Below are 22,544 nucleotides of genomic sequence, written 5' to 3'. Positions count from 1 at the left end.
CCTTCCCGAAGAAAATGGGCGCCGCACGCAGGCTGCCGGCATTGTCGGGGTGCGGGACGCCGTTCACTGCACACAATTGAATACGAGGGTGAACCACCAGGTTCATGTGGAGAGGAAGTCATGCCCGCTCAGATCGCCACCGCCGCACCCGCCGCTCATGCTGCCCTGCTGGGCCTGGGTGCGTACCGACCGCGACGCGTCGTGCCCAATGCAGAGATCGTCGACCGGATCGATTCCTCCGACGAATGGATCAAGACGAGGTCGGGTATCTCCTCGCGACGATGGGCCGAGGACGATGAAACGATCATCTCGATGAGTGTCGCCGCCTCCAGGGACGCGCTTGCTGCGGCCGGTCTCGAGGCCGATCAGATCGACGCGGTCGTCCTCGCCACGTCGTCGCTGATGGTGCTGGGGCCGTCTGCGGGAGCTGTGGTGGCCACGGAACTGGGTATGAAGGACACCGCCGCCTACGACATCTCGGCCGGCTGCGCGGGCTTCTGTTACGCGCTCGGCAATGCTGCGGCACTCGTTCGTGCCGGGCAGGCCAGGAACGTACTGGTCATCGGGGTCGAACGGTTGTCCGATCTGCTCGAGCCAACCGACCGGACCTGCGCGTTCATCTTCGCGGACGGTGCAGGTGCGGCCGTGGTCGGCCCGTCCGAGTCGGAGGGGATCGGTCCGGTCGCGTGGGGTTCGGACGGAAGCCAGACCGACGCCATCAAACAGGACAAGGATTTCATGTCCTACTTCGACGAAGTCGAAGCAGCGGCCGCGGGCGGAGCTCCGGCAGTGCGCCCGTACATCCGGATGAACGGATCGGCGGTGTTCCGCTGGGTGGTGAGTTTCCTGGGGAAGGCGTGCACCGACGCGTTGGAGAAGTCCGGAGTCAAGGCTGCCGACCTCGATGCCTTCGTCCCGCACCAGGCAAACAGCCGTATCACCGACGCACTCATCAAAGGGCTGTATCTGCCCGAGAACGTTGCGGTTGCGCGCGACATCGGAGAGACCGGCAACACGAGCGCTGCGTCGATCCCGATGGCAATGGAGGAGCTTCTCCGGTCCGGCGTATCCAAACCGGGGGATACCGCGCTACTCGTCGGTTTCGGTGCCGGGCTTGCCTACGCGGGACAGGTTGTTCAGCTGCCCCCCATCGTCTAGGCCATGGTCGCTCTCGGCGCTGAGCAGCAGCGCCACGATCGGCACCGCGAGGAGGACGGTGCCGATGACGAACGCCGGGAACAGCAGCGATAGCACCGTCATGCCCTCGGGTGCCTGCGCCTCGAGGTCGACCTGTGCGCTCATGCCGACCATGCCGGTGTAGTGCAGCGCTACCACGCCGCAGGCAAGCAGCACGGTCGACGCGACACGCACGTGAAGCTTCCCGGGCCTTTCGAACATCCACATCGCGGCCGCAGACCCGAGGATGCCGATGGCAGAAGAGACCGCCACCATCTTCGGATCGTGCTCGATGGTGCCCCGGATCCTGACCGCGGCCATGCCGCTGTAGTGCATGAGGACGATGGCCGTGCCCATCACTGCGCCGCCGAGCGTGATCGACGCGGAGCGAGACAGTCGCTGGGCGGCGGAGAGACGAGCGTTCGAGATCAACAGCCCGAACAATGTCGCCCCTACCGCAAGCACCACCGAGAACAGGGTGGCGCTGAGGTCGTAACGGACGGGGGAGGTCGGCACCGAGAAACCGGACATGCCGATGAAATGCATGAGCCAGATGCCGACACCGCCGATCGACAGGGCAGCCATCACGAGCCAGCGCACACCGGCAGGGGACGTCAGGTGCTTGCGGGACTGCTGCACGCAGCACAATCCGACGTAGCAGCCGACCGCGGCGGTGACGAATGCCAGGTACGGCACCCACAATCCCATCGTGAAGTGCTGTTCGTGCGGCATCCGATCCCCCGTGTCCAGCTACTGCACCTTCTGTGGTCCAGCGGCCCGACCATATCCCACACACCCGAGCCCGCTCGACCTCTCGAAGGAGTACGACGTCAGAGCCGCGTGGGCGTGTCGGCGAGTTCGCGTGTCGCCTCGGCCAAGGGAACCCAGGCCTGCTCGCGCAGGTCGTGGCCGGCCTCGGGTAGCAGGAGCGTGCGGGCACCGGGGATTCTCGACGCAATGGGCGTCGGCGGCCTTGGGTTCGGCGAGCTGCGCCGGGTGCTCGAGGGTGTGCTTGCGAACGGCTGACGGCATTCGCGCGGGAACATCGAGTGTCCCGCTGGGCTGAAACATTGTGGTTGCCGCCACATCCCCTTCGTAGCCTCGGGTCATCCGAGGAAGGGAACGGCCAGAATGCAGTCGCTCGATTGCCACACCTGTGGCACCCGCGTACTCGTCGCAAAGTACAGCCCAGCCCACACGAGTATCCAGTGGTGCGAATCGGCTTCCGATGCGTGTCGAGAATTCGCCGCTGCTCGCGAGATCGACCCCCACACGTATCTCCTGCGCTGTGCGGCGCTGGACCGCACGGTCGATGCGGCTGTCGCCGAGGGTGAGATTCTCCAGACCGCGCGGGTCGAGCCACCCGTGCGGCCCCTCTCATCCCAGGAATCTCCGACTTCCGAGGAAGCCGTCACCGCCTCGCGGTGACCGCCGTTTTCAGCCAACTCAGCCCTGGAGGACTCCATGACCGTCGAACAGGATCGCATCGAGATCCGCACTATCGAAGCCGGTAGCAATCCCACTCGATTCGCCCGCGGGTGGCACTGCATCGGCCTTGCACAATCGTTCCGTGACGGAAAGCCGCATCAGGTCAAGGCCTTCGGGACCGACCTCGTGGTCTTCGCCGACACGAAGGGTGAACTCCACGTGCTCGACGCCTACTGCAGGCACATGGGTGGCAACCTCGCCCGCGGCGAGATCAAGGGCGACACCATCGCATGCCCGTTCCACGACTGGCGTTGGAACGGTCAGGGTCGCTGCGAAGAGATTCCCTACGCTCGCCGCACCCCGAAGCTCGCGCGCACGAAGTCATGGACCACCATGGAGCGCAACGGAGTTCTCTTCGTGTGGCACTGTCCTCAGGGCACAACCCCGCCCGAGAACGTGACGATCCCTGAGATCGAGGGTTACGAGGACGGCGAGTGGAGCGAGTGGACATGGACGACCATCCACGTCGAGGGCTCGCACTGCCGTGAGATCGTCGACAACGTCGTCGACATGGCGCACTTCTTCTACGTGCACTTCCAGATGCCCGAGTTCTTCAAGAACGTCTTCGACGGGCACGTGGCGGGCCAGCACATGCGCTCGTACGGGCGCGACGATATCAAGACCGGCGTTCAAATGGACCTTCCTGAAGCCCAGACGATTTCGGATGCGTTCTACTACGGGCCGTCCTTCATGCTCGACACGATCTACACGGTGGCGGAGGGTGCGACGATCGAGTCCAAGCTCATCAACTGCCACTATCCCGTGACGTCGAACTCGTTCGTTCTGCAGTTCGGCACGATCGTGAAGAAGATCGAAGGCATGTCCGACGAGCAGGCTTCGGAGATGGCGACGCTGTTCACCGACGGTCTCGAAGAGCAGTTCCAGCAGGACATCGCGATCTGGGAACACAAGTCGCGCATCGAGAACCCGCTTCTCACCGAGGAGGACGGGCCGGTCTACCAGTTGCGCCGCTGGTACAGCCAGTTCTACGTCGATGTCGAAGACGTTACACCGGACATGACTCAGCGTTTCGAGTTCGAGGTCGACACCACCCGTGCCCGTGAGTCGTGGCACAAGGAGGTCGAGGAGAACCTGGCTGCACGGTAGTGAGGTCGGGCCTGTTCCGTCCGGATCGGGCGGAACAGGTCATTCGGGTCGGCTACGCATCCCGTCGACGAACACGGTGATGATCGTGTGCGCGAGCTCGGCCATCGATTCACCCGGTTCGGGGCGGTGCCAGCGCGTCGCGTGCCACAAGACGTCGTAGAGCATTTCGCGGAGGAACTCGGAGTCGATGTCGGTGCGCAAGGTGCCATCGGCCACGCCGTCGGCGATGGTGCTGCGCCACGCGGTTTCCATTTCGTCGGCGGTTGTGACCATGTCGGCTTCCACAACGCGTTCGCGCATGTACTCGCCTTCGCGTCGCCAGATCGATGTGGCGCCGTGATACTGCACGTTGGAATCCAGCGCTATCTCGGCCAGGGCTTCCATTCGCTCGAGGGGTGAGAGTGCCAGTGCCATCACCTCACGGCAGCGTTCGGAGATGTCGTCGATGTACTCGCGGATGAGTTCCGTGACGATGGCTTCCTTCGACGGAAAATAGTGATACAGCGCCCCGGAATGGACGCCTACCGCTTTCGCGATGTCGCGGATCGTCGTGGCGTTGATTCCTTTGCGGGCGAAGATCTCGGCAGACCGATCGAGGATCTGCCTGCGGCGTTGCTGCGGATCCATTGCAGCCTTTCTGCTGAGCGTCGGCGCCGGTATGGCCGGGGCCAGTCTGCCACATCCATTGATCAGTCGATCAATGGGATTCGACATTCGACAAGGAGTATGCGTGATCATGGTCCGAGACGCGCAGGCGGTACTCGCGGGTGACACCGCGATCGTGACCGGCGCCGGTCAGGGTATCGGTAGGGGTATTGCGCTGGCCCTTGCCGCCGCAGGCGCGCAGGTCGCGGTGGTCGGGCGTACTTCGTCGACCATCGCGGCGGTCGCCGACGAGATCACCGGTCGGGGCGGTAGTGCCGAGCCCTTCGTCTGTGACGTGACGGACGCCGTGGCGGTCGAGGGTGTCGTCCCCGCGGTGGTCGAGAGGTTCGGCGCGCTCACCGTGCTGGTGAACAATGCCATGACTGCGGCGCACGGGCTTCTCCTCGAAGTGGACGAACAGGCCTACCGCGGAGCGATGGAATCAGGACCGACAGCAACGTGGCGGATGATGCGCGCCGCTCACCCCCACCTCCGCGGAGGTGGTCGCATCGTCAACCTGGGTTCGGCGGCAGGAATTCGGTGGGACCCGTCGGGCGCCGGGGCGTACGCCGCAGCGAAAGAGGCGGTGCGGGTGCTGACGCGCACCGCTGCGTGTGAATGGGCCGACGACGGGATCCGGGTCAACGCGATTCTGCCGCTGGCGGATTCGGACACCATGAAGGAATGGTTCTGTCTCGAACCGGATGCGGCTGCGGGCTACCTCGCGACCGTGCCGCTGGGCAGGCTCGGGGATCCCGAGACCGATATCGGACCAGCGGTGGTCTTCCTGTGCAGCGCTGCATCGCAATACATCACCGGGCATACCTTGGCAGTTGATGGAGGTCAGGCGCTCGTGCGCTGAAATCCCTTGTGATTGTGAGAGAGCGAGCGCCACACCGCACGCGCTGCAACCCGGACCGGGGTGGCGAGGGACACGACGTCCACGGTGTCGACGGATCCCGTGACGGACAGCGCGCCGACGCACGTACGCCCATCTCCGATCGGGGCTGCAACGCACGCGACTCCTCGCACGGTTTCCTCGCGCTCCTGTGCGACGTGTCGTTCGCGAATCTGGGCGATCTCGCCGCGTAGCCGTGTGGAGTCGGTGCCGGGCAGCGCGGCGGTCGTGGGGGTGAGCTGCGTGTGCGCGATCAGGGCTTTTCCCAGGGCTGTACGGTATGCGGGCTGGCGGCCGCCGACGCGTGAGGGTAGCGGAACCGTTTCGCATCCGACCTTGTCGAGATAGCGCACCTCGTGTCCCTCGAGGACTGCCAGGTGTGCGACCAACCCGGTGGCGGAGTGGAGTTCGTGCAGAACGTTGTGTGCGGCGCGGTGTAGTTCGTCGTGGTGTTGCGCAAGGGCACCCCACTCGAACATGCTGCGCCCCAGCGCGTACGTGCGTCCTTCTCGTCGAACCCAACCCGCTTCGATCATCTGATTCAGGAGTCGGTGGACGGACGACCGGGGCACGCCGGTGCGTTCCGACAATTCTGACAGGGTGAGGTGTCCGCCGGCGTGGAATTCGTCGAGCAGGCCTGCGACGCGGTCGATGACTGCGGCGGGGGAGTCGAACTCATGTCTCATTCAAGCCTCCATTGATCAACCGATCAATCAATACGGCAGAACTGTAGCAGTCCGTTCTCGATGAAGGAAGGGCGCTATACGAGAGTTCAGTGTGTTGCGCGGGCGGACACGGTGTCGGCGGCATCGCGGACGCGCTGAACCAGATCCGCCGGGGCGTGTTCGCGTGGGCCTGCCACCGATAGGGCGGCAATCTCGCCTCGGCCGGAATCGAATGCGGCTGCGGCGCAACATATGCGATCGCCACCGCAGGTGACAGTTCGGTCCGCGCTCTCGCGGAACGCGAGCATGGCGGCACCTTCGATCGTCTCGCGCGCGAGCCGCCGCTCACCCGCGCGGGTGCGCAGGTCGGTGGACCAGCGGCCGCCGATCTTCTCGAGATAGAGCAGGCTCTCGCCCTCGAGGACGGCGAGATGGACGACGAGGCCCGTGTCGCGTCGGAGGGAGTACAGGGTCGGGAGCGCGGCCTGGTGGACGCGGTCGTGGTCGCGCGCCGATGCTCCGAGCTCGAGCAGCTTGGGGCCGAGCGAGTACGTCGTTCCGTTGCGGTGGACCAAGCCCACCTGGACCAATTGGAGCAGCATCCGATGCGTCGACGACCGGGGGAACCCTGTGCGGCGGGCGAGCTCGGTCAGAGTGAGGCCTGCGGTGTCGCGAAAGGGTTCGAGCAGGGCGGTGACCCGTCCCATGACGGTGTTGGGGTTCTCGGACGCGATGGTCACGAAGATCTCCTCCGGGGCTGTCGGGGGGGATTGATCAGATGATCAATGGAGAGGCTGTGACGAATCTAGCGCCGAGGAACGCGAATTGGAAGAGGGGACCAACGAGCAGCAAACGAAACGGGTAGATGCACCCTCGGCGGGGTGCATCTACCCGTTTACCAGGTGAGGCATTCCGGCATCAGCCGGCCGGGATGAATGCCTTCAGCGGCTCCGACCCCGTCTGGTCATGGCCCCAGTAGGCATCGGCAGTGATCTCCTCCGACGTGTAGTGCCGTTCGTCGACAAGCATGCCCTCGGTGCCGAACTCGAGATCCCACCCGCCCGGTGCGCGAACGTAGAACGAGATCATCTTGTCGTTGGTGTGACGACCCAGCGTCGACGAAATCGAGAAATCCATCCGATTGACGCGATCGAGCGCTTGCCCCACCGAATCGAGGCTGTCGACCTCGGTCATCAGATGCACCAGGCCCGGCTCTTCGGTCGGCGGCGCCGGACAGAGTGCGAGAGCGTGATGGCGCTCGTTGATACCGAGGAACCGCACTCGGTTCAGGCCCTCCTCGTCGAGCCGGATCGAGCCGCGAGGAAGGAAACCCAGCACCTGCGTGTAGAACTCGTACGTCTCATCGAAATTCGTCGCAGGCAACACCACGTGGCCGAGACCGAGACCGCCCGTCACCCAGCGTCCGGCGAACGGCGTGACGACCGGGCTGTGGTCGAGCACCGGACCGTAGAACACCTCCAGGCGGGTCCCCGCGGGGTCGTCGAAAGCGATGGCGCCTTCTGCATCGAGGTAGGTCGCCTCCTTCCGCGACAACACCTCGACCGCGCGTCCCGACTTCTCGACGGCCTCACGGACCCGCTGCAGCGCGAACTCGTCGCGCACCTCCCAGCCGACGGCGAGGGCTTTGTCCGAGTCGCCGGGCAGCACCGCGATGCGGGCGCGACGCTCGTCGACCCGCGCGTAGAGGGCATCGGTCTCAGGGCCCGAGCCCACCGCCATGCCGAGGCCGTCGATGAGGAGTTCGCGCCAGCGCGGGACGTCCTGAGTCTGGATGCGGAGGTACCCGAGGCCTCTCAATTCGGTCATAGTCTTCTTCCTCGAAAGTGAAAGGGGGATCAGATCATTGCACGGTAGGCGCCCTGCGGGTCGCCACCGAGCTGAGTGAGCGCCGCAGAGTGGTAGATCGTGCCGGGCACGTGGATCGCGTGGGTGAGACCGACGTGCGCGTCACGCCAGAAGCGCTGCATCGGTGTCTTGCGATGCACCGCCGCACCCCCGGCGCGGGCAAAGATCTCGTCCATCGCTCGCACTGCACGCCAGGCAGAAGAGATCTGGGTGCGCCGGCCGATGGCACGCTCTTCGAAGCTGATCTCTTCGCCGCGGTCGGTCTTGTCCCAGAACCGGTCGACCGTCTCGAGCAGCGTGATGCGTGCGGCCTCGATCTCCGACGCGGCCTCGCTGATCGCGTAGAGCACGTACGGGTCTTCCTTGATCGGGACGCCCGTGACCTGCACACGTTCCTTCTGTGCGGCGATGTAGCAGGCCAGCGCGCCTTCGGTCATGCCGATCAACGACGACGTGATACCCAGCGGGAAGATGTACGAGAAAGGGAACTTGTACAGGGTTTCGTCCCGGCCTGCGTGACGCCAGCCGTTTCCGCTCAGGACGATATCGGCATCGATCGTGCGGTACTCGGGAATGAACGCATCCTTGACGATCAAATCCTTGGAACCGGTGCCCCGCAGGCCGATGACATCCCAGCTGTCGGGGTCGATGTCGTAATCGGAGCGCGGTAGCAGCACGTGCAGGACCTTGTCGGTGCGGTTGCCGTCCTTGTCGCCGACAGCGGCGCCGATCATGATCCAGCCGCAGTGATCCGTCCCCGACGAGAATGCCCAGCGGCCGTTGAGCACGTAACCGCCGTCAACCGGGACCGCGACACCCATCGGTGCGTACGGCGAAGCCATCCACATGTCGGGGTCCTCGCCCCAGATCTCCTCCTGGGCTCGCTTGTCGAAGAACGTCAGTTCCCACGGGTGGACGCCGACGATGCCCGCGACCCAGCCGGTTGCGCCGTCGAGGCCGCCGATGGCCATCACCGTCTCGGCGAATTCGCGCGGGTGCGCTTCCTGTCCGCCGAACTCCTTCGGCTGGAACATGCGGATGACGCCGGATTCGCGCAGGCGCTTCGCGGAGGTGTCGGGCAGGCGCATCAGAGTGTCGCCCACTGCGCCGTCGGCGCGGATCTCGTCCGCGTGCTGCATGATTCTGTCCAACGTGATGCCCATGAGGAAACCTTCCGGGGAACTCGACAATATGGCTTACGCATCTGGCCGGATGTGCTTGCTCGAACAGTCCCAGGGAGTGTGTGCCTCCGCCCCCGAATTTCCGTTCAACGGGATGTACACCACACCGCTCATCGGCGACGAGTAGAACAAGGTCCGCCCCTTGGCATCGCGACACGCGATGTACCCCGCACATCCAGGACGGAGCGACATGACCGACACTGCAGAACTGGTGGCCTCGTTGCTCGAGCGCGTACAGCTTCTCGAGGACAAAGCAGCGATTCAGGAAGTGCTGACGGCATACGGCCCCGCCGTGGATGCCGGCGACGCGGACGCTGTCGGCGAGCTCTGGGCAGAGGACGCGGTCTACGACATCGACATCCGGGTGATGGAAGGCCGCGACGCGATCACCGAGATGGTGCGCACGCGCCCCCACCAGGACTACATCAACGAAGGGTGCGGCCACCTCCTCGACCCCGTCCACATCCGCGTCGACGGCGACACCGCCGCCGCAACGTGCCACTCGTTGCTGCTTCGCCGCAACCTCGATTCCGACTCCTACCGGGTGTGGCGCGTGACCGCGAACCGCTTCGACCTCGCGCGCATCGACGGAAAATGGAAGATCAAGCGTCGTACCGCACGTGTCCTCAACGGCAGCGAGGAAGCTCGCGAGCTGCTGGCCCGCGCGTCGCGCTGACTTCTTCTTCGGTCCGGCAGCGGAGCGTCGACGAACCTTCTAGATTGAGGGCATGGCGATGTGCATGGTCGGGATGGACGACGATGCCACGCTCTGCACCTGGACGACCGGATTGCGTAGATCCGCGCCGCCGGTAGTCCTGCTTCACGGTGGCCCGGGGATCCCCGATTATCTGCAGGCGGTCGCGCAGATGCTCGACGACGTCACCGTCGTCCACCGCTACGACCAGCGTGGCACGGGCAAATCGCGCTGGGACGGCCCGCACACCCTCACCCGACACATCGCCGACCTGTTGCGTCTCCTCGACGGATGGGGTCACGAGCAGGTCGTGCTGGTGGGGCATTCGTACGGTTCCGACCTGGCCAGCTATTTCACGCTCGCGCATCCCGAGCGCGTCGCGCGGATCGTGCACCTGGCCGGACCGTTCACAGGTGACTGGCGTGAGCCGTGCAGGGCGACGGAAACGTCGCGACGGACGTACCATCAGCAATCCAGATTCGAAATCCTCGACGCCATGGAGGTCAGGTCCGAGACCGAGGAGATCGAGTTCCTCGCGCTGTCGTGGTTCACCGACCACGCCGACCGGCGTCGCGCGTGGCGGTGGGCGCTGGAGGCCGCGCGCGTCCGGCGTCCGATCAACTATCGGATGAACCGCGAGCTGGGAGTCGAGAAGAGGGCCGACCCGCTCGACTCACACGTCGACGTACTGCGAGAGCTGGTGCCTGCGGGGTCGGTGATCATCGGCGGTGCGGGCGACCCCCGGCCTGCAGACGCGTTGACCCGGTGGGGCGAGCACCTCGAATGCAACGTCTCGATTCTGTCCGACGCCGGTCATTTTCCGTGGCTGGAAGCCCCCTCCCGATTCAGGGCCTTGCTCCGTTCGGCTGTCGAAGAGCCCGCTCTCCGATAGGTCGACGGTGTCCCGCATCGTAGGCGGTGCGGTGCCTGAAGCCTCGTATCGTGGAAGTATCGAACTTTCGCGAACAACGATGGACAGGTGCACGATGGGAATGCTCAGCAAGGTCATCAAGAGTGGCGTCGCAATCAAGGCCGTCCAGGTCATCAAGCGGGAGGCGTCCAAGCCCGAGAATCAGCGCAAAGCTCAGGAACTGCTCACCAAGTTGAGCCAGAAGCGTCGCGGGTCGCGCTGAGCGGTTGGTCCGGCCACGGAGGGTTCCGATGATGAACCCGATCCGTGGCCGGAGCGCTCGCCCCGATCTCGACCGTCATGAATCGATCAGGCATCAACCTGCCTGGAGCGCCGTGGTCACGGCGAACCCGGCAATGTATTCCTTGATGGGCCTGTAGAACTCATAGGTCACGTCGTAGTCGCCGCAGGCGCTGAGCGCGGAGTATGCGGCAACCCAGGTCCGGACTTCGTGAGAGGAGTGTCCGGCCACCGCGTCCATCTCGTCGGCTGTGTACCCGTCGAAGTCCTCGACGCGTCCGGACCTGCACACATCGAGAAACGCTCGGTCCCACTCGGGATTGAGGTCCATGATGTCGGCATCACCCGCCGCGAAGCGGCGAGCGACTTCGATCGTCCGTGCCTGGCGCGCCGCACGGGCCTCGGAAGAAGGGTTTCTCCCCGAGGTGAGAAACTCGCGCTGGGGCGCGGTGGCAGTGGCGAACTGCGGGACCGGGGGGTCGTGCGAGAGGCCGCCGGAGCCGAGGAAGAGAACCCGCTTGTCGGTGGCTTTGAAGAACTCACCTACCGTCTGTCCGAATGCGCGTACCCGCGACATCGGGACGAACGGACGGGCAATCGAATTCACGAAGATCGGAAGGACCGGACGGGCAGCGGCATTGCCACCGTAGAGGATCTCCATCGGCTGTACGGCACCGTGATCGACCTCCATCTGCCTAGAGATTGCAACATCGCTTCCGTGGTCGAGAACGAATTGCGCGAGGTCTGCGGCGATGCCCTCGGGTACGTCGAGGTCTCCGGCGAACGAGCCGTAATCGCCGGTCCCGTGAGCTCGATAACCGATACAGAACGGCGGCATCAGGTCGTAGAAGAAACCGTTGAAGTGGTCGGGACCGAAATTCACCACGAGATCCGGATCGAATGCTTCGACGAACTCGCGTGCTCGTGCAAAGGCCTCGTCCACAACCGTTTTCACCTCCGCAGGAGGATCGGCATGGTCGAGCAGCGGGCTATGGGACATGCACAGGAGAGCCTGGGTCATCGTTGATGCCTCACTCCCCGATTCGGGTGTGGTGGCGCAGGTAGTCGCCGATCACAGTGTTGAACTCGTCGGCCTTCTCCACCTGCGACCAGTGGCCGCACCGGTTGAAGACGTGGGCATCCGAGGTCGGGATCGCGTTCAGTAGATCCCATGTGCGGGACAGTGGGATGACGACGTCTTGGACGCCGTGGACGAGCAGTACGGGGATGTCCAGTTCTGCGAGCCGGTCGAAGTCGAGAGGCAACTCATGGCGATCGCGGTCGCGGGCAGCAACGACTGCAGCGAGCCTGTCGGACGCGGTGTCGTTGAGCGCGGACTTGTAGCGCAGAGCGACGAGTTCGTCGGTCACGAGGGACTTGTCGACCACGAAGAGTTCGAGGGTCCGGCGGATCCCGGCTTCGGTCAGCGTCGGATTCGAGTGTCCTGCCAGGGCTCCGGTGAGTGCGGCGCCGCCGGTTCCCATCGAGACGATACCCAGGAGTCGGTCGGGGAAGTCGAGTGCGAACTGGAACGCCAGCCAACCGCCCAGCGAGTTGCCCACGATCCAGGTCTTCTCGATGCCGAGAGCATCCAGCACACGAACCGTGTGCCGCACCCATTCCTTGATGCCGTAGTCGGTGTTCTCGGCGACAACGGTCTGCCCGTAGCCGATCGAGTCGATCGCGATGCAACGGCCGTGCTCGGCGAGGGCCGGCAGGTTCAACCACCAGTTGGAGGCGGCGGTGACACCTGTTCCGGACCCGTGCAGGAACAGGATGGGTGTACCTTCACCGAGTTCGTGGTAATGGGTGAGCTCGCCGTCTGCGGTGCGCAGCCACTTGTCCTCGAGTCCGAAGAACGCGTCGGTGGTGTAGGCGGGAATTTCGATGGTGGTCAAGGGTTTACCTCGTAATGTGTGGAGTGATCATGTTCGAGCGAGTGGGGGCACGATGCTCAAACGGAGCGCGCAGATGAATCACCGTCGAGCTCGGTGTCTTTCGTCTCCCTTCCGAGTGCCACGGAAATAATGGTGACGACGCACGCGCCGATGAGATAGACACCGACCATGGAGTACTGCTGCCAGCCGGATGTGGCGACGTGGTTCCGGCCCAGTTCCCACAAGGCGGCCGCGATGAAGGGCGTGAATCCACCGACGGTGGCACCGAGCTGGTACGCGAGCCCGGCACCTGTGTAGCGGGCAGACGTGCCGAACATCTCGGAGATGTACGCCGCGAGCGGTCCGTACATCGATGCCTGAAGAAGCGAATTACCCAAGAGGAAACCGGCGAGAACCAACGGAACGCTGCCACTGCCGAGCAGCATCAGCAGCGGGTAGGACAAGGCGATCGACAGGACGCTTCCGGCGATCAGCACTCGCTTGCGTCCGAGCTTGTCGGACAGATGTGCAAAGTATCCGATGGTGAAGATGTGGACGAGAGCTGCCGCAGCCTTGCAGAGCAGCACAGCAGTGGCGCTCAGCCCCGTCTCTGTTGCCATCGAGATCGCGAACGTGGCCATGAAGGTCTGGAAGGCCAAGGCGGCGACAGCAGCAGTCGAGGCAAGGATCAGTGGCTTCCGGAACTTTCGGAAAACTGTGACGATGGCGAGTTCCGGTTTGGTGTCCTTCTGCTTGTCCATGCGCTTCTGCGCCTCCAGGAACAGTGGCGATTCGGAAACCCTCATGCGGATGAACAGGCCCACGATCACCAGCGCTGCGGAGAGCAGGAAGGGAATGCGCCAGCCCCAGCTCAGGAACTCGTCACGCGGAAGCGCGCTGAAGGCCGCGAACACCAGCGTGGCCAGGAGCGCACCTGCAGGGCCGCCCATGTTGGCGAAGGACGCGGAGAACCCGCGTTTCTTTTTCGGTGAATGTTCGAGCGCCATGAGCGCGGCACCACCCCACTCGCCGCCCACTGCCAGTCCTTGGACGATGCGCAACAGCACCAGCAGGATCGGCGCAAGAGCGCCGATCTGTGCGCTCGTCGGTAGTAGCCCGATCAGGCACGATGCCAGACCCATCATCACCATCGTGGTGACCAGTGTGGCTTTACGTCCGATGCGATCACCGAGTTGGCCGAAGACGATTCCGCCGATGGGGCGGGCGAGGTACCCGACGGCGAAGGTGGCGAAGGAAGCTGCGAGAGCGACCGCAGGACCTTGATTGCTGAAGAACAGTGGCCCGAAGACCAGGCTGGCGGCAGTGCCGTACAGCAGGAAGTCGTAGTATTCGATTGCAGAACCGAGGAAACTCGAGGCGAGGACTCGCCGATGTTCTCGATCTCGATCGACGGACGTAGCGTGAAGTGCGTCTATGGTCATTTCTTCAATCCTTGGGGGCGGGACGAGGAACAAACGGGAGGCATCGGGAGTCTTGGACTTGTCGAGGTCGGTTCGATATAGGTGGAGGATGAGCACAGTGGAACCGGGACACGACCGCAGAGACATCGACTCCCGGCTCCTGCGTACGTTCGTCGCGGTAGTGCAGGAATCCAGCTTCACCCGCGCTGCCGCCCGGCTCGGGCTGACACAACAGGCGGTCAGCGGTCACATCAAGACACTCGAACGCATACTGGGGACCCGGCTGTTCTCGCGACAGAGTTCCGGCGTCGGCCTGACTCCGGCCGGCAACAGCATCGTGTCCTACGCCGAGCAGGTGATCGCGGCAACGGACGCCCTGTTCGAGCGGGCCACCGGAATGGACAGACCTATCCGGCTGGCCGAAATCCGCAATCGCAAGATGATGCAGGAGATCTGGCGCGAGCATCGTCAGCGTCGTCCGAACGACAAGGTCAGCTTCACCGATCTGACCGGAGATGAGCAGATCGCCGCATTGATCCGTGGTGAGGTCGACGTGGCGATGCACTCGGTTGCGCGTGTGGAACCGAAGATCCGGACGAGCCTGCTGCGACTCGACCCGGTCAAGTGCTTCCATCTCCGTGAAATGGAGGTTCCCACATTGCGCGAACATCGAATCGGGTATACGGCAGTGGGACGGCACTTTTCGAGCTGGCAGAGGTTCTGCATGCATCTTGCTCCGGCGTTCGGAGCCGAACTCGAACTCCTCCCGCACGACATCACGATGCTGGAGGCAATCGGACAGCAGATGATTCAAGGTGATGTACCCCCCGTTCTGGTGCTCGAAGGAATGGAGCAGTACGCCGAGGCCGACCACTTCTTCTTCCAATACTTCGTCGACGTCCAGCCGTACTACCCATGGGCGATCTCCATCAGACGCGACGAGGCACGCTCGGAAGTACTCGCGTTCTATGCCACGGCTCTGGAAGTCCGCTCCGCGAAACGGTGGGACCGGCCGATACGACCCGGTGTGCCGCAGTGGCTCCCCCCGGATATCACCGGCGACGTGGCATCGCATTTCGACGGCCTACCCGAGTTCACGCTGATCCGCGAATAAGTGCGGACGGCTGTTACATCGTCTTGTCGCGGCAAGTGGCGACGGACGCTTCCGCCGACACCAACTGACGCATCCGCCCGAGATGCTTGGGCTGGTCGATCAGCAGTGCGCCGGAGATCTTGTCTGCCGATCCGAATGCTCCGACGAAGTTCATAGCGGCCAGCGATCCGTGAACGGGCGTCAGGGTCGACTCCGGGCCGGTGTGTCCCAGGACCTGCAGTTTGTGGGTGTACTGGTCGGACCAGAAGTAGTCGGGTAGCGCCACCGGAAGGGCGGGCTTGCCGACAATGTCTCGGGCCACAGCCTTGGCGTGTGCGAGCGCGGCGGCCCAGTGGCCATTCGAATTCTGGACGACATCGCCTGCAGCCCATAGGTGGGCGCCCGCCCGACCCTGTGGCGATACTGCTACACCGCGCCGGTCGTACATGTCGGTAGACCTGAGCCATTCGACGTGTGGCCGCACACCCACGGCGACAAGAACCGCGTCCGCGGAAACGGTTGTGCCGTCGGCGAGTCGGACCCCCGCGACCGCGTGCTCGCCGACCAAGGCCTCGACGTCGCTGCAGGGCCGCACGTCGACGCCGTTGCGCTCGTGCAGCGCCGTCACTGCAGACCCGACTTCACTGCTCAGTGCCGTTGCAAGAAGATGTGATTCGCGCAACACCATGGTGACGGACACGCCCAGTGCGCGGGCGGTCGCGGCCACCTCGGTCCCGACGAATCCTCCACCGATCACTACGAGAGAACCTGTGCCGAGCAATGTTTTCCGTAGAGCCTCGGCATCGGCGAGGGTGCGGAGCTCGTGGACGCCGGCGAGCTGCCGGTACCACGGCGGCCGGATGCATCCTGCGCCGGTGGCCGCGACAAGAGAGTCGTAGTGCAGTGAGTCTCCGGAGTCCAACGTGACGATCCGGCGGTCTGTGTCGACACTCAGGGCACTCGTGCCCAGTACGAGATCGATTTCTTGATCTCTGAGATCGGAGTCCGAGCACAGCGATATCGACTCGGCCGAGTCCTTCCCGGAGAGGAAACCTTTGGACAGCGGGGGACGATCGTAGGGCTTCTCGGACTCGTCACCGATGAGCGTGATCGAGCCGTTGTAGCCCTCCTTGCGTAGATCGGACGCGGTCCGGACACCCGCCAGAGACGCGCCAACGATGACGGTGCTCTCAGCCATTGTCGACGGTCGCTTTCAACTTGATTGCGAGGGCAGGACAAGCGTCCGAGGCGTCACGGATCTCGGCGTCGGATGCTTGCGAGACCGTCGGGAGGACGATGGCTTTACCGTGATCGTCCATCTCGAAAACATCGGGGGCAAGGATTGTGCAGATCGCATGACCAGCGCACTTGGCACGGTCGATATGGATTTCCATGATTGTCCAATCTCAGTTGACTGTGATGGCAGCGTGAAGCGGCGCCGGGTCCTGCCCCTCACCGGTTGCGTCTCGAAAGGCGGTCTCGAGGTCCGCGATGCTGTAGGTGCGCTCGCACAGCTTGCCGAGGTCGGAGTCGGCTGCGAGCCAGTCGAAGGCTGCGGCGATCGCCCAGCTGGGGCGTGCCCAGACTCCGCGGATCATGAGTTCTTTCTGCGCGACGAGATCGGTATCGATCAGGGGTTGCGACGCGCCACGCTTCATACCGCCCCACAACACACGACCGCGTGGAGCGGCGAGGCGGATACTGGCCTCGACAGGCAGCGCGGCGCGAGGGGTCATGTCCAGGACGACGTCGGGTCGACCACCGAGGGCGGCACCCACAGCCTGTTCGACCTCGTCCGGCTCTGTCGAGGCAACCACGTGGCAACCGAACTCGCGAGCGACATCCAGCCGGTGCTGATCGTGTTCGGTGCCGACGACGACGACGTCTGCGGCACCGAGGTGCAGCGCAGCGGCGCCGGAGGCGATGCCGTGCTGGCCGGCACCGAAAATCGCTACTCGCTCGCCTGCCCGGAGTTCGCCGCTCTCGCGCATCCAGGCCAGGCCGTTCGACAGCGGGATGTACAACGTGGCCAGTTCGTCGGATACTCCGTCAGGCACTTTGTGCAGTTGCGTGCCCGGGTGCAGATACATGAACTGTCCGAAGCCTCCCCACACACTCGGTTCGGTGTCGATCGATGTGTAGCCGTACCGCACACCCGACCGGACGCAGAGACGCTGGTAGCCGCCTCGGCACTCGGTGCACGACATACACGGCACCGCTTCCTCGATCGCGACGCGGTCCCCGGCCTTCACGCCCCACCGGCCGGCAGCGGCAGAACCGATATCGGAGATCCGGCCGATGACCTCGTGTCCGAGGATCACCGGGCCGTCATGGTGCTTCTCCCCGAGATAGCTCGCGACGTCGCTTCCACACAATCCGCACGCGAGGACCTCCAACAGGCCATCGTCCTCACCGAGGGCCGGTCGGGTGAAGGTGCGGCGTTCGAAACGGCGCGGTGCGGTCAGTACCTGTGCCGAGATGTCAGGAGCGGACATCGACGTCGTGTCCTTTCGTGTCGCTGTACTCGTAGATTCCGACCTGCAGCAGTTCGGCCCGCCGTTCCTCGGGCCAGACACACAGGCTCGCGAGCTCGATGGGGTCGAGGTAGGCGTGCCCACCGGTTTCCCGATCCTCGACGAGGAGACGGACCCCGCACCTCGTGTTCTCGAGTGAGATTCGGATACTGGCGAATTCGTTTCCGAAGTTGATCTGTGGCTGGTTCATCCGAGCCTCCGTGCCGGTCTTACACAGTGTCGGTTCGCGCCGTGTCGGTTCACAGCAGGAAGGTGACGTTGCCCAGGGGGCCCTCGGCGCCGAGGAGCTGGATCTTCTTCGCAGCGATGCGCGAGTCGTCACCGGTGCCGGTGACCCAGTAGGTGTAGCGGCCGGTGTATTCGGTGGTCCGCTCCGTCCGGTATTCCGCCAGCTTGAAGGGCGCTGTGACGACCTCGTCGAATGGCATCGGGGGAGCCCACCCATCCGATGTGGGCGCCGAGAGCTGACCCAGCAGCCGCACGGTCTGGGACGCCGGATCCTGTGAGTGCAGGTCTCCGCCGGTCAGACGGGAGACCCGCTCCTTCAGTCGTGCGAAGTCGTCGTACAGCAGGTTCATCTCGTTCATCGGTTCGGGTGCGTCCCAGCGGTAGGGAGCCCAGTACCGAGCTTCGGGAGCGAAGAGTTCGAGCCACTCGTCGTATCTGCGTTCGTCGAGCAGGAGGTTTTCGCGGTGAATCAATTCGATGGTCGACATATCGGTATCCCTCACGCCTCGACATCCATCAGTTCCGCCCAGCGCGCCCATTCGGCTCGCTGAGGTACTTCATCGGTGATCTGCGACGTCACAACCTCGCCGTTGGTCTCCTCGCGATGCAGGCCGCGTGTGAGTAGCACCCAATCGGCATCCGCGCCGACGCCGACCGATACGCGGCGGAACATCTCCCCGTCGTCGGGAACACCGAAACCGGCAGCCGAATAGAACAATTCGTGGTTTCGCATCCGGAGCTGGTTGATGCCGTCGGGTACACCGCTCACCGCGAGAGGCGTGTAATGCACCACGGTTTCGTTCGCGGAGACAGGGCGGATCTCGCGGATGTGCAGGCCGATCAACTGCAGGTTCGGAAAGACCGTGAGGTTGAACCCCGGGCTCGTCGACGTCGCCAGCAGTTCGCCGATCTGCGCCTCGGACAGGTCTTTACGGAGCTCTTCGAGGATTGTGTCGACATCGGGCGAGGCCTTGTAGCGCTCCGCGTAGTGCGAAGTCGCCGTCTTCCGCTGATCCAGAAGTGTGTGCCCGCGTCCGAGGCTCAGCGCCTCCGCAGCAGCGGAGCCGTCCATATAGGAACCGAGACCGTCTTCACCGGTACGTTCGCCCATCACGCGGAAGAAGGATCGGTGCGCGAAGTTCGGATGGTAACCGTCGCAACCGTTCTCCAGTTGGTATTTCCAGTTGCCCTCATACCTGATCTTCTGTGTTCCGTACGCGGCTTCGAGCGGACGCCCCGCTCCTTGCGCGACGAAGAGATCGATGTATTTCGTTGCCTCGCCGAGGTGTTCGACGAGAGGTTCCACCTCTGCGTTCAACGACGCGAACACGAAGTCTTGATAGGTATCCACACGGGGGACTTCCTGGAGGCCGAGCTGGGACTTGTCGAGATCCTTGTAGGCGTCTGCATACGTGACGCCCACCAGCTCACCGCTGTTCTTGTACGTCCACCCGTGGTACTCGCAGCGGAAGAACCGTGCGTTGCCCTTCGGTGCCTGGCAGACGCTGGCCGCGCGATGTCGGCACCGGTTCTGCAGCACCCGGATGCTGCCGTCGGCGCCTCTCACGACGATGACGGGCCTGCCCGCCAGTTCCGTCGTCTTGTAATCGCCGGGCTCGGGGATCTCGGACGCATGGGCGATGTAGAGCCACGTGCGTTCGAAGATGCGCTTCGTCTCGGCGGTATAGACCTCGGGATCGTAGTAGGCCGTCTTGCGGACGCGACCTCGATCCAGGTCGACAAATTCCTTGGCGGAGAACCCTGTATTACTCATGTACTCGCTCACTGGTTTCCGTTTCTGATTTCGACAGGAAGTGCGTGGGAACATGGAAGATCTGCATCCGCAAGCGCTTCCTCGCTGCGTGTGAGAAAGCTAACAACGGCCTCCGATGTGCCGCCAACACGTCAGCGACGTACCCGACAACGATTCGTTGTATGACCAGGTGGTGCGCGCACCGACTCGGCGTTTGTGGGGAGAATGTCTGTTTTTGTTTATCCGCTGGTTTCGCGGATATGTCTCGTGGCGACCCCGTAGACATCAACGTATGGAGGGTGCGGCAATGACGAACGACTTCCGTGTCGGCGACCACGTCCGATGGAATTCCGAAGCCGGTTACGTCGAGGGTGTGATCACCGAGAAGCACACCGAAGACGTCGAGTACAAGGGCCACATGCGCCGATGCAGTAAGGACGACCCGCAGTACGAAATCGAGAGCGACAAGACCGGTCATATCGCCATGCACAAGGGGGACGCGCTGAAGAAGACGTAGGTCGTCGTGAGCTGCTCGAAGTTCGCAGCCGAAACCGAGACGATCGTCGCGGTGTCGTTCGTGCAGACGACACCGGGCTGAGGCAGCATCGGAGATACTGGCGCGTACGGTCGGTAGCTCGGCGAAGATCTCTGGGCAGATCGAAGCCGATCGTCGCGCAGCCCGGCTCTCGCGGTGCCCGTGCGGGCTTTGCTGATTCGGTCGACAAAGGTGGTTTCGATGGATTTCCCGTTGCTGTCCAAGGGCCAGAACATGACACTGCCTGCAGAAGCGGAGCAGTTCGATGTGGTGCTCGGGTGGACCGAATCGGAGATCGAAGTCGACGTATCAGCGCTACTTTTGGGTGCGGATGGACGAGTCCGCTCCGACGCCGACTTCGTCTTCTACAACCAGCCCGAGTCGCTGGAAGGCTCCGTCCGCTTCCTGGGTACGAGTGCAACCGAAGACGGTGCGCAGGCGCGGATCGCGATAGAACTGTCCTCGATTCCCGAGGATGTACATACGATCGCTCTCGCGGGCAGCGTCGGATCCGGGAGCTTCGGTGATCTGGGGAAGCTCGCGTTGCGGGTCGTCGACGGGGCAGGGCACACGATGGCGGAATACGTGACCGCAGATGCGACCACTGAGTCGGCATTCGTGTTCGGCGAGGTGTACCGAAGAAGCGATCAATGGAAGGTCCGAGCAATAGGACAAGGCTGGGATTCCGGCCTGTCCGGATTGGCGGCCGATTTCGGTGTCGATATCGACGACGAACCTGCCCTCGATGGTGCAGCATCGGACGACCCCGCAATCGTCACTCCCGTTCCGGTCGAAGTACCCGTCGCGGCATCTGCTCAGCCGAGTGCAACGTCGGAGAAGGCAAGGACTCGGGGTGTGCGCACCGCCAAACGTGCGGTCAAGAAGTCGAAACCGATCGAATTCACTCTCGCCGAGAATGAAATGTGGCAACCCGCGCGGTTGTTCTCGGTAGCCGGTATCGGAGCGGGAGAAGAGCAAGAGCGGCGCGCGACATCGGCTCTCGTCGCAACCATGCAGGCCGTAAGGCCCTTTGCGCGCGCGGTATGTGCTCGGATGGGCGCACCAGCCGGTGTTTTCGAGGGCTATGTCGAGGTGCAGTACGAGCGAGGAGAGACGAAGGTCATCCCCGACGGTGTGCTGAAGGTGTCACGCGGGAGCCGGCTGTGGACGGGCCTGCTCGAGGTCAAGACAGGCAACGGCAAACTCAAGAAAGAACAGCTCGAGAACTACCTCGACGTGGCGCGCAAGAAGAAATACGACGTAGTGGTCAGCCTCTCGAACGATGTTCCCGCGAGCGCGGGAGAACTGCCCGTCGAGGTGGACCGCCGTAAGCTTGCCAAAGTGGCGCTTCGGCACCTGTCGTGGGCCGAGGTCGCGCACGAGGCACGAATGTTGCTCTCGCACGGTGGAATCGACGATGACCTCCAGTCCTGGATTCTCGCCGAGTTTCTCCGCTATCTCGAGCATCCGCGCTCGGGTGTGGTCGAGTTCGTCGATATGGGCAGGCACTGGGTGACGGTGCGCGACTCCGTGATCGCAGGCACCTTGCGCGGTGGCGATCACAAGGCTGCTGCCGTCGCCGATACCTGGGTGTCGCTCGCGCGGCACCTCGCTCTGAGATTGACCGCCGAACTCGGTGTCAACGTCAAACACGTGTTGCCCCGAAAGTTCAGTGCCGACCCGGCTACTCGCAATGCCGCGGTCGCAGCGAGACTGGCAACCGACGGGGTATTCGAGGCAGTCCTCCGCATTCCGGATACGGCAGGGGATCTGACGGTGACTGCGGATGTGCGGACGAACAAGATTCGTTGCCGCACCACTATCGACGCGCCGAACGAGGGGACCGCGGGCCGACGCCTGACGTGGTTGCTCAAGCAACTCGTTGATGCGCCTGGCGATGTCCGACTCGAGGCGGTGTTCTCCGAGCGTGGAAATGAGGCGTGTGACCATCTGGATGCGGTGCGGGCCGACCCGAAGGTGTTGACCGCCGGCCGTTCGGGCGACATCGTGTCGTTCTGTCTCGAGCAGTCTTTCCCGATGGGGAGTCGGCGTTCGGGAACATCGGCGAGCTTCATCAGCAGCGTGACATCGTCGACCGATGCCTTCTACGGTACGGTCGTCCAGAAACTGCGTGAATTCGTTCCGGCCGCACCCAAGCAGACCGAACAGCCGAGGGCTGATCCGTCCGACGTCGTGACCGAATAGCGGAGCGGGCAACTTCGGCGCTGCATTC

The 22,544-nt window shown here is 63.7% G+C and carries 26 protein-coding genes; 10 read left to right on the top strand and 16 right to left on the bottom strand.

Going from position 1 to position 22,544, the window contains the following annotated elements; genetic code table 11:
• Positions 1 to 120: 120 nt before the first annotated feature.
• Complete coding sequence (locus ACSYG9_RS05535) at positions 121 to 1,158, top strand: beta-ketoacyl-ACP synthase III (protein ID WP_454841507.1); 1,038 nt, start codon at positions 121 to 123, stop codon at positions 1,156 to 1,158.
• On the opposite strand, the gene ACSYG9_RS05530 is transcribed toward ACSYG9_RS05535, so the two are convergent.
• A complete protein-coding gene (locus ACSYG9_RS05530; protein WP_440126193.1) occupies positions 1,090 to 1,908 on the bottom strand; it encodes an MHYT domain-containing protein in 819 nt (272 codons plus the stop codon). The genes ACSYG9_RS05535 and ACSYG9_RS05530 overlap by 69 nt on opposite strands.
• 98 nt (positions 1,909 to 2,006) lie before the next feature.
• Positions 2,007 to 2,222 (bottom strand): hypothetical protein, encoded by a 216-nt coding sequence (locus ACSYG9_RS05525; RefSeq protein ID WP_454841506.1) that lies wholly within the window; start codon positions 2,220 to 2,222, stop codon positions 2,007 to 2,009.
• Between the two features lie 85 nt (positions 2,223 to 2,307).
• Between ACSYG9_RS05525 and ACSYG9_RS05520 the strand changes: the two genes are divergently transcribed.
• Both ACSYG9_RS05520 and ACSYG9_RS05515 read left to right on the top strand, forming a co-directional pair.
• Positions 2,308 to 2,604, top strand: a complete 297-nt coding sequence (locus ACSYG9_RS05520) for a hypothetical protein (RefSeq protein WP_440126191.1) — start codon at positions 2,308 to 2,310, stop codon at positions 2,602 to 2,604.
• Positions 2,605 to 2,640: 36 nt separating this feature from the next.
• Positions 2,641 to 3,771 carry a Rieske 2Fe-2S domain-containing protein gene (locus ACSYG9_RS05515; protein WP_440126190.1) on the top strand — a complete coding sequence of 377 codons (1,131 nt, stop codon included), beginning with the start codon at positions 2,641 to 2,643 and terminating at the stop codon, positions 3,769 to 3,771.
• Between the two features lie 39 nt (positions 3,772 to 3,810).
• Here ACSYG9_RS05515 and ACSYG9_RS05510 read toward each other — a convergent pair whose 3' ends face one another.
• Positions 3,811 to 4,398: a TetR/AcrR family transcriptional regulator gene (locus ACSYG9_RS05510; RefSeq protein WP_454841504.1), complete on the bottom strand. Its 588-nt coding sequence runs from the start codon at positions 4,396 to 4,398 to the stop codon at positions 3,811 to 3,813.
• 109 nt (positions 4,399 to 4,507) lie between these two features.
• Between ACSYG9_RS05510 and ACSYG9_RS05505 the strand changes: the two genes are divergently transcribed.
• Positions 4,508 to 5,278, top strand: a complete 771-nt coding sequence (locus tag ACSYG9_RS05505; protein ID WP_454842885.1) for an SDR family NAD(P)-dependent oxidoreductase — start codon at positions 4,508 to 4,510, stop codon at positions 5,276 to 5,278.
• Here ACSYG9_RS05505 and ACSYG9_RS05500 read toward each other — a convergent pair.
• The 4 genes from ACSYG9_RS05500 to ACSYG9_RS05485 all read right to left on the bottom strand — a co-directional run bounded on the left by ACSYG9_RS05500 (position 5,260) and on the right by ACSYG9_RS05485 (position 9,008).
• The gene (locus tag ACSYG9_RS05500; RefSeq protein ID WP_454841502.1) at positions 5,260 to 6,000 is read right to left on the bottom strand and encodes an IclR family transcriptional regulator; all 741 of its coding nucleotides are present in this window, start codon (positions 5,998 to 6,000) and stop codon (positions 5,260 to 5,262) included. The two genes, ACSYG9_RS05505 and ACSYG9_RS05500, sit on opposite strands and share 19 nt — an antisense overlap.
• A gap of 86 nt (positions 6,001 to 6,086) precedes the next feature.
• Positions 6,087 to 6,719 (bottom strand): helix-turn-helix domain-containing protein, encoded by a 633-nt coding sequence (locus ACSYG9_RS05495; RefSeq protein WP_440126187.1) that lies wholly within the window; start codon positions 6,717 to 6,719, stop codon positions 6,087 to 6,089.
• A 178-nt stretch (positions 6,720 to 6,897) separates the two neighbouring features.
• Positions 6,898 to 7,806, bottom strand: coding sequence for a biphenyl-2,3-diol 1,2-dioxygenase (bphC, locus tag ACSYG9_RS05490; RefSeq protein WP_454841500.1), 909 nt, complete (start codon positions 7,804 to 7,806; stop codon positions 6,898 to 6,900).
• Between the two features lie 29 nt (positions 7,807 to 7,835).
• A complete protein-coding gene (locus tag ACSYG9_RS05485; protein WP_440126185.1) occupies positions 7,836 to 9,008 on the bottom strand; it encodes an acyl-CoA dehydrogenase family protein in 1,173 nt (390 codons plus the stop codon).
• Positions 9,009 to 9,216: 208 nt separating this feature from the next.
• Between ACSYG9_RS05485 and ACSYG9_RS05480 the strand changes: the two genes are divergently transcribed.
• The 3 genes from ACSYG9_RS05480 to ACSYG9_RS05470 all read left to right on the top strand — a co-directional run bounded on the left by ACSYG9_RS05480 (position 9,217) and on the right by ACSYG9_RS05470 (position 10,853).
• A complete protein-coding gene (locus ACSYG9_RS05480; RefSeq protein ID WP_169687199.1) occupies positions 9,217 to 9,702 on the top strand; it encodes a nuclear transport factor 2 family protein in 486 nt (161 codons plus the stop codon).
• A gap of 52 nt (positions 9,703 to 9,754) precedes the next feature.
• Positions 9,755 to 10,612 carry an alpha/beta fold hydrolase gene (locus tag ACSYG9_RS05475; protein WP_454841498.1) on the top strand — a complete coding sequence of 286 codons (858 nt, stop codon included), beginning with the start codon at positions 9,755 to 9,757 and terminating at the stop codon, positions 10,610 to 10,612.
• A gap of 94 nt (positions 10,613 to 10,706) precedes the next feature.
• Complete coding sequence (locus tag ACSYG9_RS05470) at positions 10,707 to 10,853, top strand: hypothetical protein (RefSeq protein WP_440126182.1); 147 nt, start codon at positions 10,707 to 10,709, stop codon at positions 10,851 to 10,853.
• A 93-nt stretch (positions 10,854 to 10,946) separates the two neighbouring features.
• Here the strand turns inward: ACSYG9_RS05470 and ACSYG9_RS05465 are convergent, their stop codons facing one another.
• Genes ACSYG9_RS05465 through ACSYG9_RS05455 form a run of 3 tightly spaced genes read right to left on the bottom strand, consistent with a single transcriptional unit; the run spans position 10,947 to position 14,189 of the window.
• The gene (locus ACSYG9_RS05465) at positions 10,947 to 11,891 is read right to left on the bottom strand and encodes a 3-carboxyethylcatechol 2,3-dioxygenase (protein WP_454841497.1); all 945 of its coding nucleotides are present in this window, start codon (positions 11,889 to 11,891) and stop codon (positions 10,947 to 10,949) included.
• Positions 11,892 to 11,901: 10 nt separating this feature from the next.
• The gene (locus ACSYG9_RS05460; protein WP_440126180.1) at positions 11,902 to 12,768 is read right to left on the bottom strand and encodes an alpha/beta fold hydrolase; all 867 of its coding nucleotides are present in this window, start codon (positions 12,766 to 12,768) and stop codon (positions 11,902 to 11,904) included.
• A gap of 56 nt (positions 12,769 to 12,824) precedes the next feature.
• The gene (locus ACSYG9_RS05455) at positions 12,825 to 14,189 is read right to left on the bottom strand and encodes an MFS transporter (RefSeq protein WP_454841496.1); all 1,365 of its coding nucleotides are present in this window, start codon (positions 14,187 to 14,189) and stop codon (positions 12,825 to 12,827) included.
• Between the two features lie 88 nt (positions 14,190 to 14,277).
• Here ACSYG9_RS05455 and ACSYG9_RS05450 point away from each other — a divergent pair, with 88 nt between their 5' ends.
• Entirely contained in the window at positions 14,278 to 15,282 is a 1,005-nt protein-coding gene (locus ACSYG9_RS05450) for a LysR family transcriptional regulator (RefSeq protein ID WP_440126178.1), read from the top strand.
• Positions 15,283 to 15,295: 13 nt separating this feature from the next.
• Here the strand turns inward: ACSYG9_RS05450 and ACSYG9_RS05445 are convergent, their stop codons facing one another.
• The 6 genes from ACSYG9_RS05445 to ACSYG9_RS05420 are packed head-to-tail and all read right to left on the bottom strand — an operon-like array spanning position 15,296 to position 19,797.
• Positions 15,296 to 16,459 carry an FAD-dependent oxidoreductase gene (locus ACSYG9_RS05445; RefSeq protein WP_440126177.1) on the bottom strand — a complete coding sequence of 388 codons (1,164 nt, stop codon included), beginning with the start codon at positions 16,457 to 16,459 and terminating at the stop codon, positions 15,296 to 15,298.
• Entirely contained in the window at positions 16,452 to 16,655 is a 204-nt protein-coding gene (locus ACSYG9_RS05440) for a ferredoxin (RefSeq protein WP_440126176.1), read from the bottom strand. Before ACSYG9_RS05440 ends, ACSYG9_RS05445 begins: the two co-directional genes overlap by 8 nt.
• A gap of 12 nt (positions 16,656 to 16,667) precedes the next feature.
• Complete coding sequence (locus ACSYG9_RS05435; RefSeq protein WP_440126175.1) at positions 16,668 to 17,756, bottom strand: alcohol dehydrogenase catalytic domain-containing protein; 1,089 nt, start codon at positions 17,754 to 17,756, stop codon at positions 16,668 to 16,670.
• The gene (locus ACSYG9_RS05430) at positions 17,743 to 17,985 is read right to left on the bottom strand and encodes a hypothetical protein (RefSeq protein ID WP_440126174.1); all 243 of its coding nucleotides are present in this window, start codon (positions 17,983 to 17,985) and stop codon (positions 17,743 to 17,745) included. Before ACSYG9_RS05430 ends, ACSYG9_RS05435 begins: the two co-directional genes overlap by 14 nt.
• Before the next feature lie 49 nt (positions 17,986 to 18,034).
• The gene (locus ACSYG9_RS05425; protein ID WP_440126173.1) at positions 18,035 to 18,511 is read right to left on the bottom strand and encodes an aromatic-ring-hydroxylating dioxygenase subunit beta; all 477 of its coding nucleotides are present in this window, start codon (positions 18,509 to 18,511) and stop codon (positions 18,035 to 18,037) included.
• A gap of 11 nt (positions 18,512 to 18,522) precedes the next feature.
• The gene (locus tag ACSYG9_RS05420) at positions 18,523 to 19,797 is read right to left on the bottom strand and encodes a Rieske 2Fe-2S domain-containing protein (RefSeq protein WP_440126172.1); all 1,275 of its coding nucleotides are present in this window, start codon (positions 19,795 to 19,797) and stop codon (positions 18,523 to 18,525) included.
• Positions 19,798 to 20,083: 286 nt separating this feature from the next.
• Here ACSYG9_RS05420 and ACSYG9_RS05415 point away from each other — a divergent pair, with 286 nt between their 5' ends.
• A complete protein-coding gene (locus ACSYG9_RS05415) occupies positions 20,084 to 20,293 on the top strand; it encodes an HVA1 family protein (protein WP_440126171.1) in 210 nt (69 codons plus the stop codon).
• Between the two features lie 219 nt (positions 20,294 to 20,512).
• Positions 20,513 to 22,516 (top strand): TerD family protein, encoded by a 2,004-nt coding sequence (locus ACSYG9_RS05410; RefSeq protein WP_454841495.1) that lies wholly within the window; start codon positions 20,513 to 20,515, stop codon positions 22,514 to 22,516.
• The last annotated feature ends 28 nt before the right edge of the window (positions 22,517 to 22,544 follow it).

The sequence above is a fragment of the Rhodococcus sp. SJ-2 genome (assembly GCF_053750035.1).
This window is presented reverse-complemented; position numbering and strand designations above follow the sequence as displayed.

Bases quoted from the DNA above. Each gene is read 5' to 3' on its own strand.
- ACSYG9_RS05505 (WP_454842885.1), top strand. From the start codon at position 4,508: ATGGTCCGAGACGCGCAGGCGGTACTCGCGGGTGACACCGCGATCGTG.
- ACSYG9_RS05485 (WP_440126185.1), bottom strand. From the start codon at position 9,008: ATGGGCATCACGTTGGACAGAATCATGCAGCACGCGGACGAGATCCGC.
- ACSYG9_RS05430 (WP_440126174.1), bottom strand. From the start codon at position 17,985: ATGAACCAGCCACAGATCAACTTCGGAAACGAATTCGCCAGTATCCGA.
- ACSYG9_RS05520 (WP_440126191.1), top strand. From the start codon at position 2,308: ATGCAGTCGCTCGATTGCCACACCTGTGGCACCCGCGTACTCGTCGCA.
- ACSYG9_RS05510 (WP_454841504.1), bottom strand. From the start codon at position 4,398: ATGGATCCGCAGCAACGCCGCAGGCAGATCCTCGATCGGTCTGCCGAG.
- ACSYG9_RS05455 (WP_454841496.1), bottom strand. From the start codon at position 14,189: ATGACCATAGACGCACTTCACGCTACGTCCGTCGATCGAGATCGAGAA.
- ACSYG9_RS05440 (WP_440126176.1), bottom strand. From the start codon at position 16,655: ATGGAAATCCATATCGACCGTGCCAAGTGCGCTGGTCATGCGATCTGC.
- ACSYG9_RS05525 (WP_454841506.1), bottom strand. From the start codon at position 2,222: ATGTTCCCGCGCGAATGCCGTCAGCCGTTCGCAAGCACACCCTCGAGC.
- ACSYG9_RS05420 (WP_440126172.1), bottom strand. From the start codon at position 19,797: ATGAGTAATACAGGGTTCTCCGCCAAGGAATTTGTCGACCTGGATCGA.
- ACSYG9_RS05530 (WP_440126193.1), bottom strand. From the start codon at position 1,908: ATGCCGCACGAACAGCACTTCACGATGGGATTGTGGGTGCCGTACCTG.
- ACSYG9_RS05515 (WP_440126190.1), top strand. From the start codon at position 2,641: ATGACCGTCGAACAGGATCGCATCGAGATCCGCACTATCGAAGCCGGT.
- ACSYG9_RS05415 (WP_440126171.1), top strand. From the start codon at position 20,084: ATGACGAACGACTTCCGTGTCGGCGACCACGTCCGATGGAATTCCGAA.
- ACSYG9_RS05465 (WP_454841497.1), bottom strand. From the start codon at position 11,891: ATGACCCAGGCTCTCCTGTGCATGTCCCATAGCCCGCTGCTCGACCAT.
- ACSYG9_RS05500 (WP_454841502.1), bottom strand. From the start codon at position 6,000: ATGAGACATGAGTTCGACTCCCCCGCCGCAGTCATCGACCGCGTCGCA.
- ACSYG9_RS05425 (WP_440126173.1), bottom strand. From the start codon at position 18,511: ATGTCGACCATCGAATTGATTCACCGCGAAAACCTCCTGCTCGACGAA.
- ACSYG9_RS05435 (WP_440126175.1), bottom strand. From the start codon at position 17,756: ATGTCCGCTCCTGACATCTCGGCACAGGTACTGACCGCACCGCGCCGT.
- bphC (WP_454841500.1), bottom strand. From the start codon at position 7,806: ATGACCGAATTGAGAGGCCTCGGGTACCTCCGCATCCAGACTCAGGAC.
- ACSYG9_RS05480 (WP_169687199.1), top strand. From the start codon at position 9,217: ATGACCGACACTGCAGAACTGGTGGCCTCGTTGCTCGAGCGCGTACAG.
- ACSYG9_RS05535 (WP_454841507.1), top strand. From the start codon at position 121: ATGCCCGCTCAGATCGCCACCGCCGCACCCGCCGCTCATGCTGCCCTG.
- ACSYG9_RS05470 (WP_440126182.1), top strand. From the start codon at position 10,707: ATGGGAATGCTCAGCAAGGTCATCAAGAGTGGCGTCGCAATCAAGGCC.
- ACSYG9_RS05475 (WP_454841498.1), top strand. From the start codon at position 9,755: ATGGCGATGTGCATGGTCGGGATGGACGACGATGCCACGCTCTGCACC.
- ACSYG9_RS05410 (WP_454841495.1), top strand. From the start codon at position 20,513: ATGGATTTCCCGTTGCTGTCCAAGGGCCAGAACATGACACTGCCTGCA.
- ACSYG9_RS05450 (WP_440126178.1), top strand. From the start codon at position 14,278: ATGAGCACAGTGGAACCGGGACACGACCGCAGAGACATCGACTCCCGG.
- ACSYG9_RS05445 (WP_440126177.1), bottom strand. From the start codon at position 16,459: ATGGCTGAGAGCACCGTCATCGTTGGCGCGTCTCTGGCGGGTGTCCGG.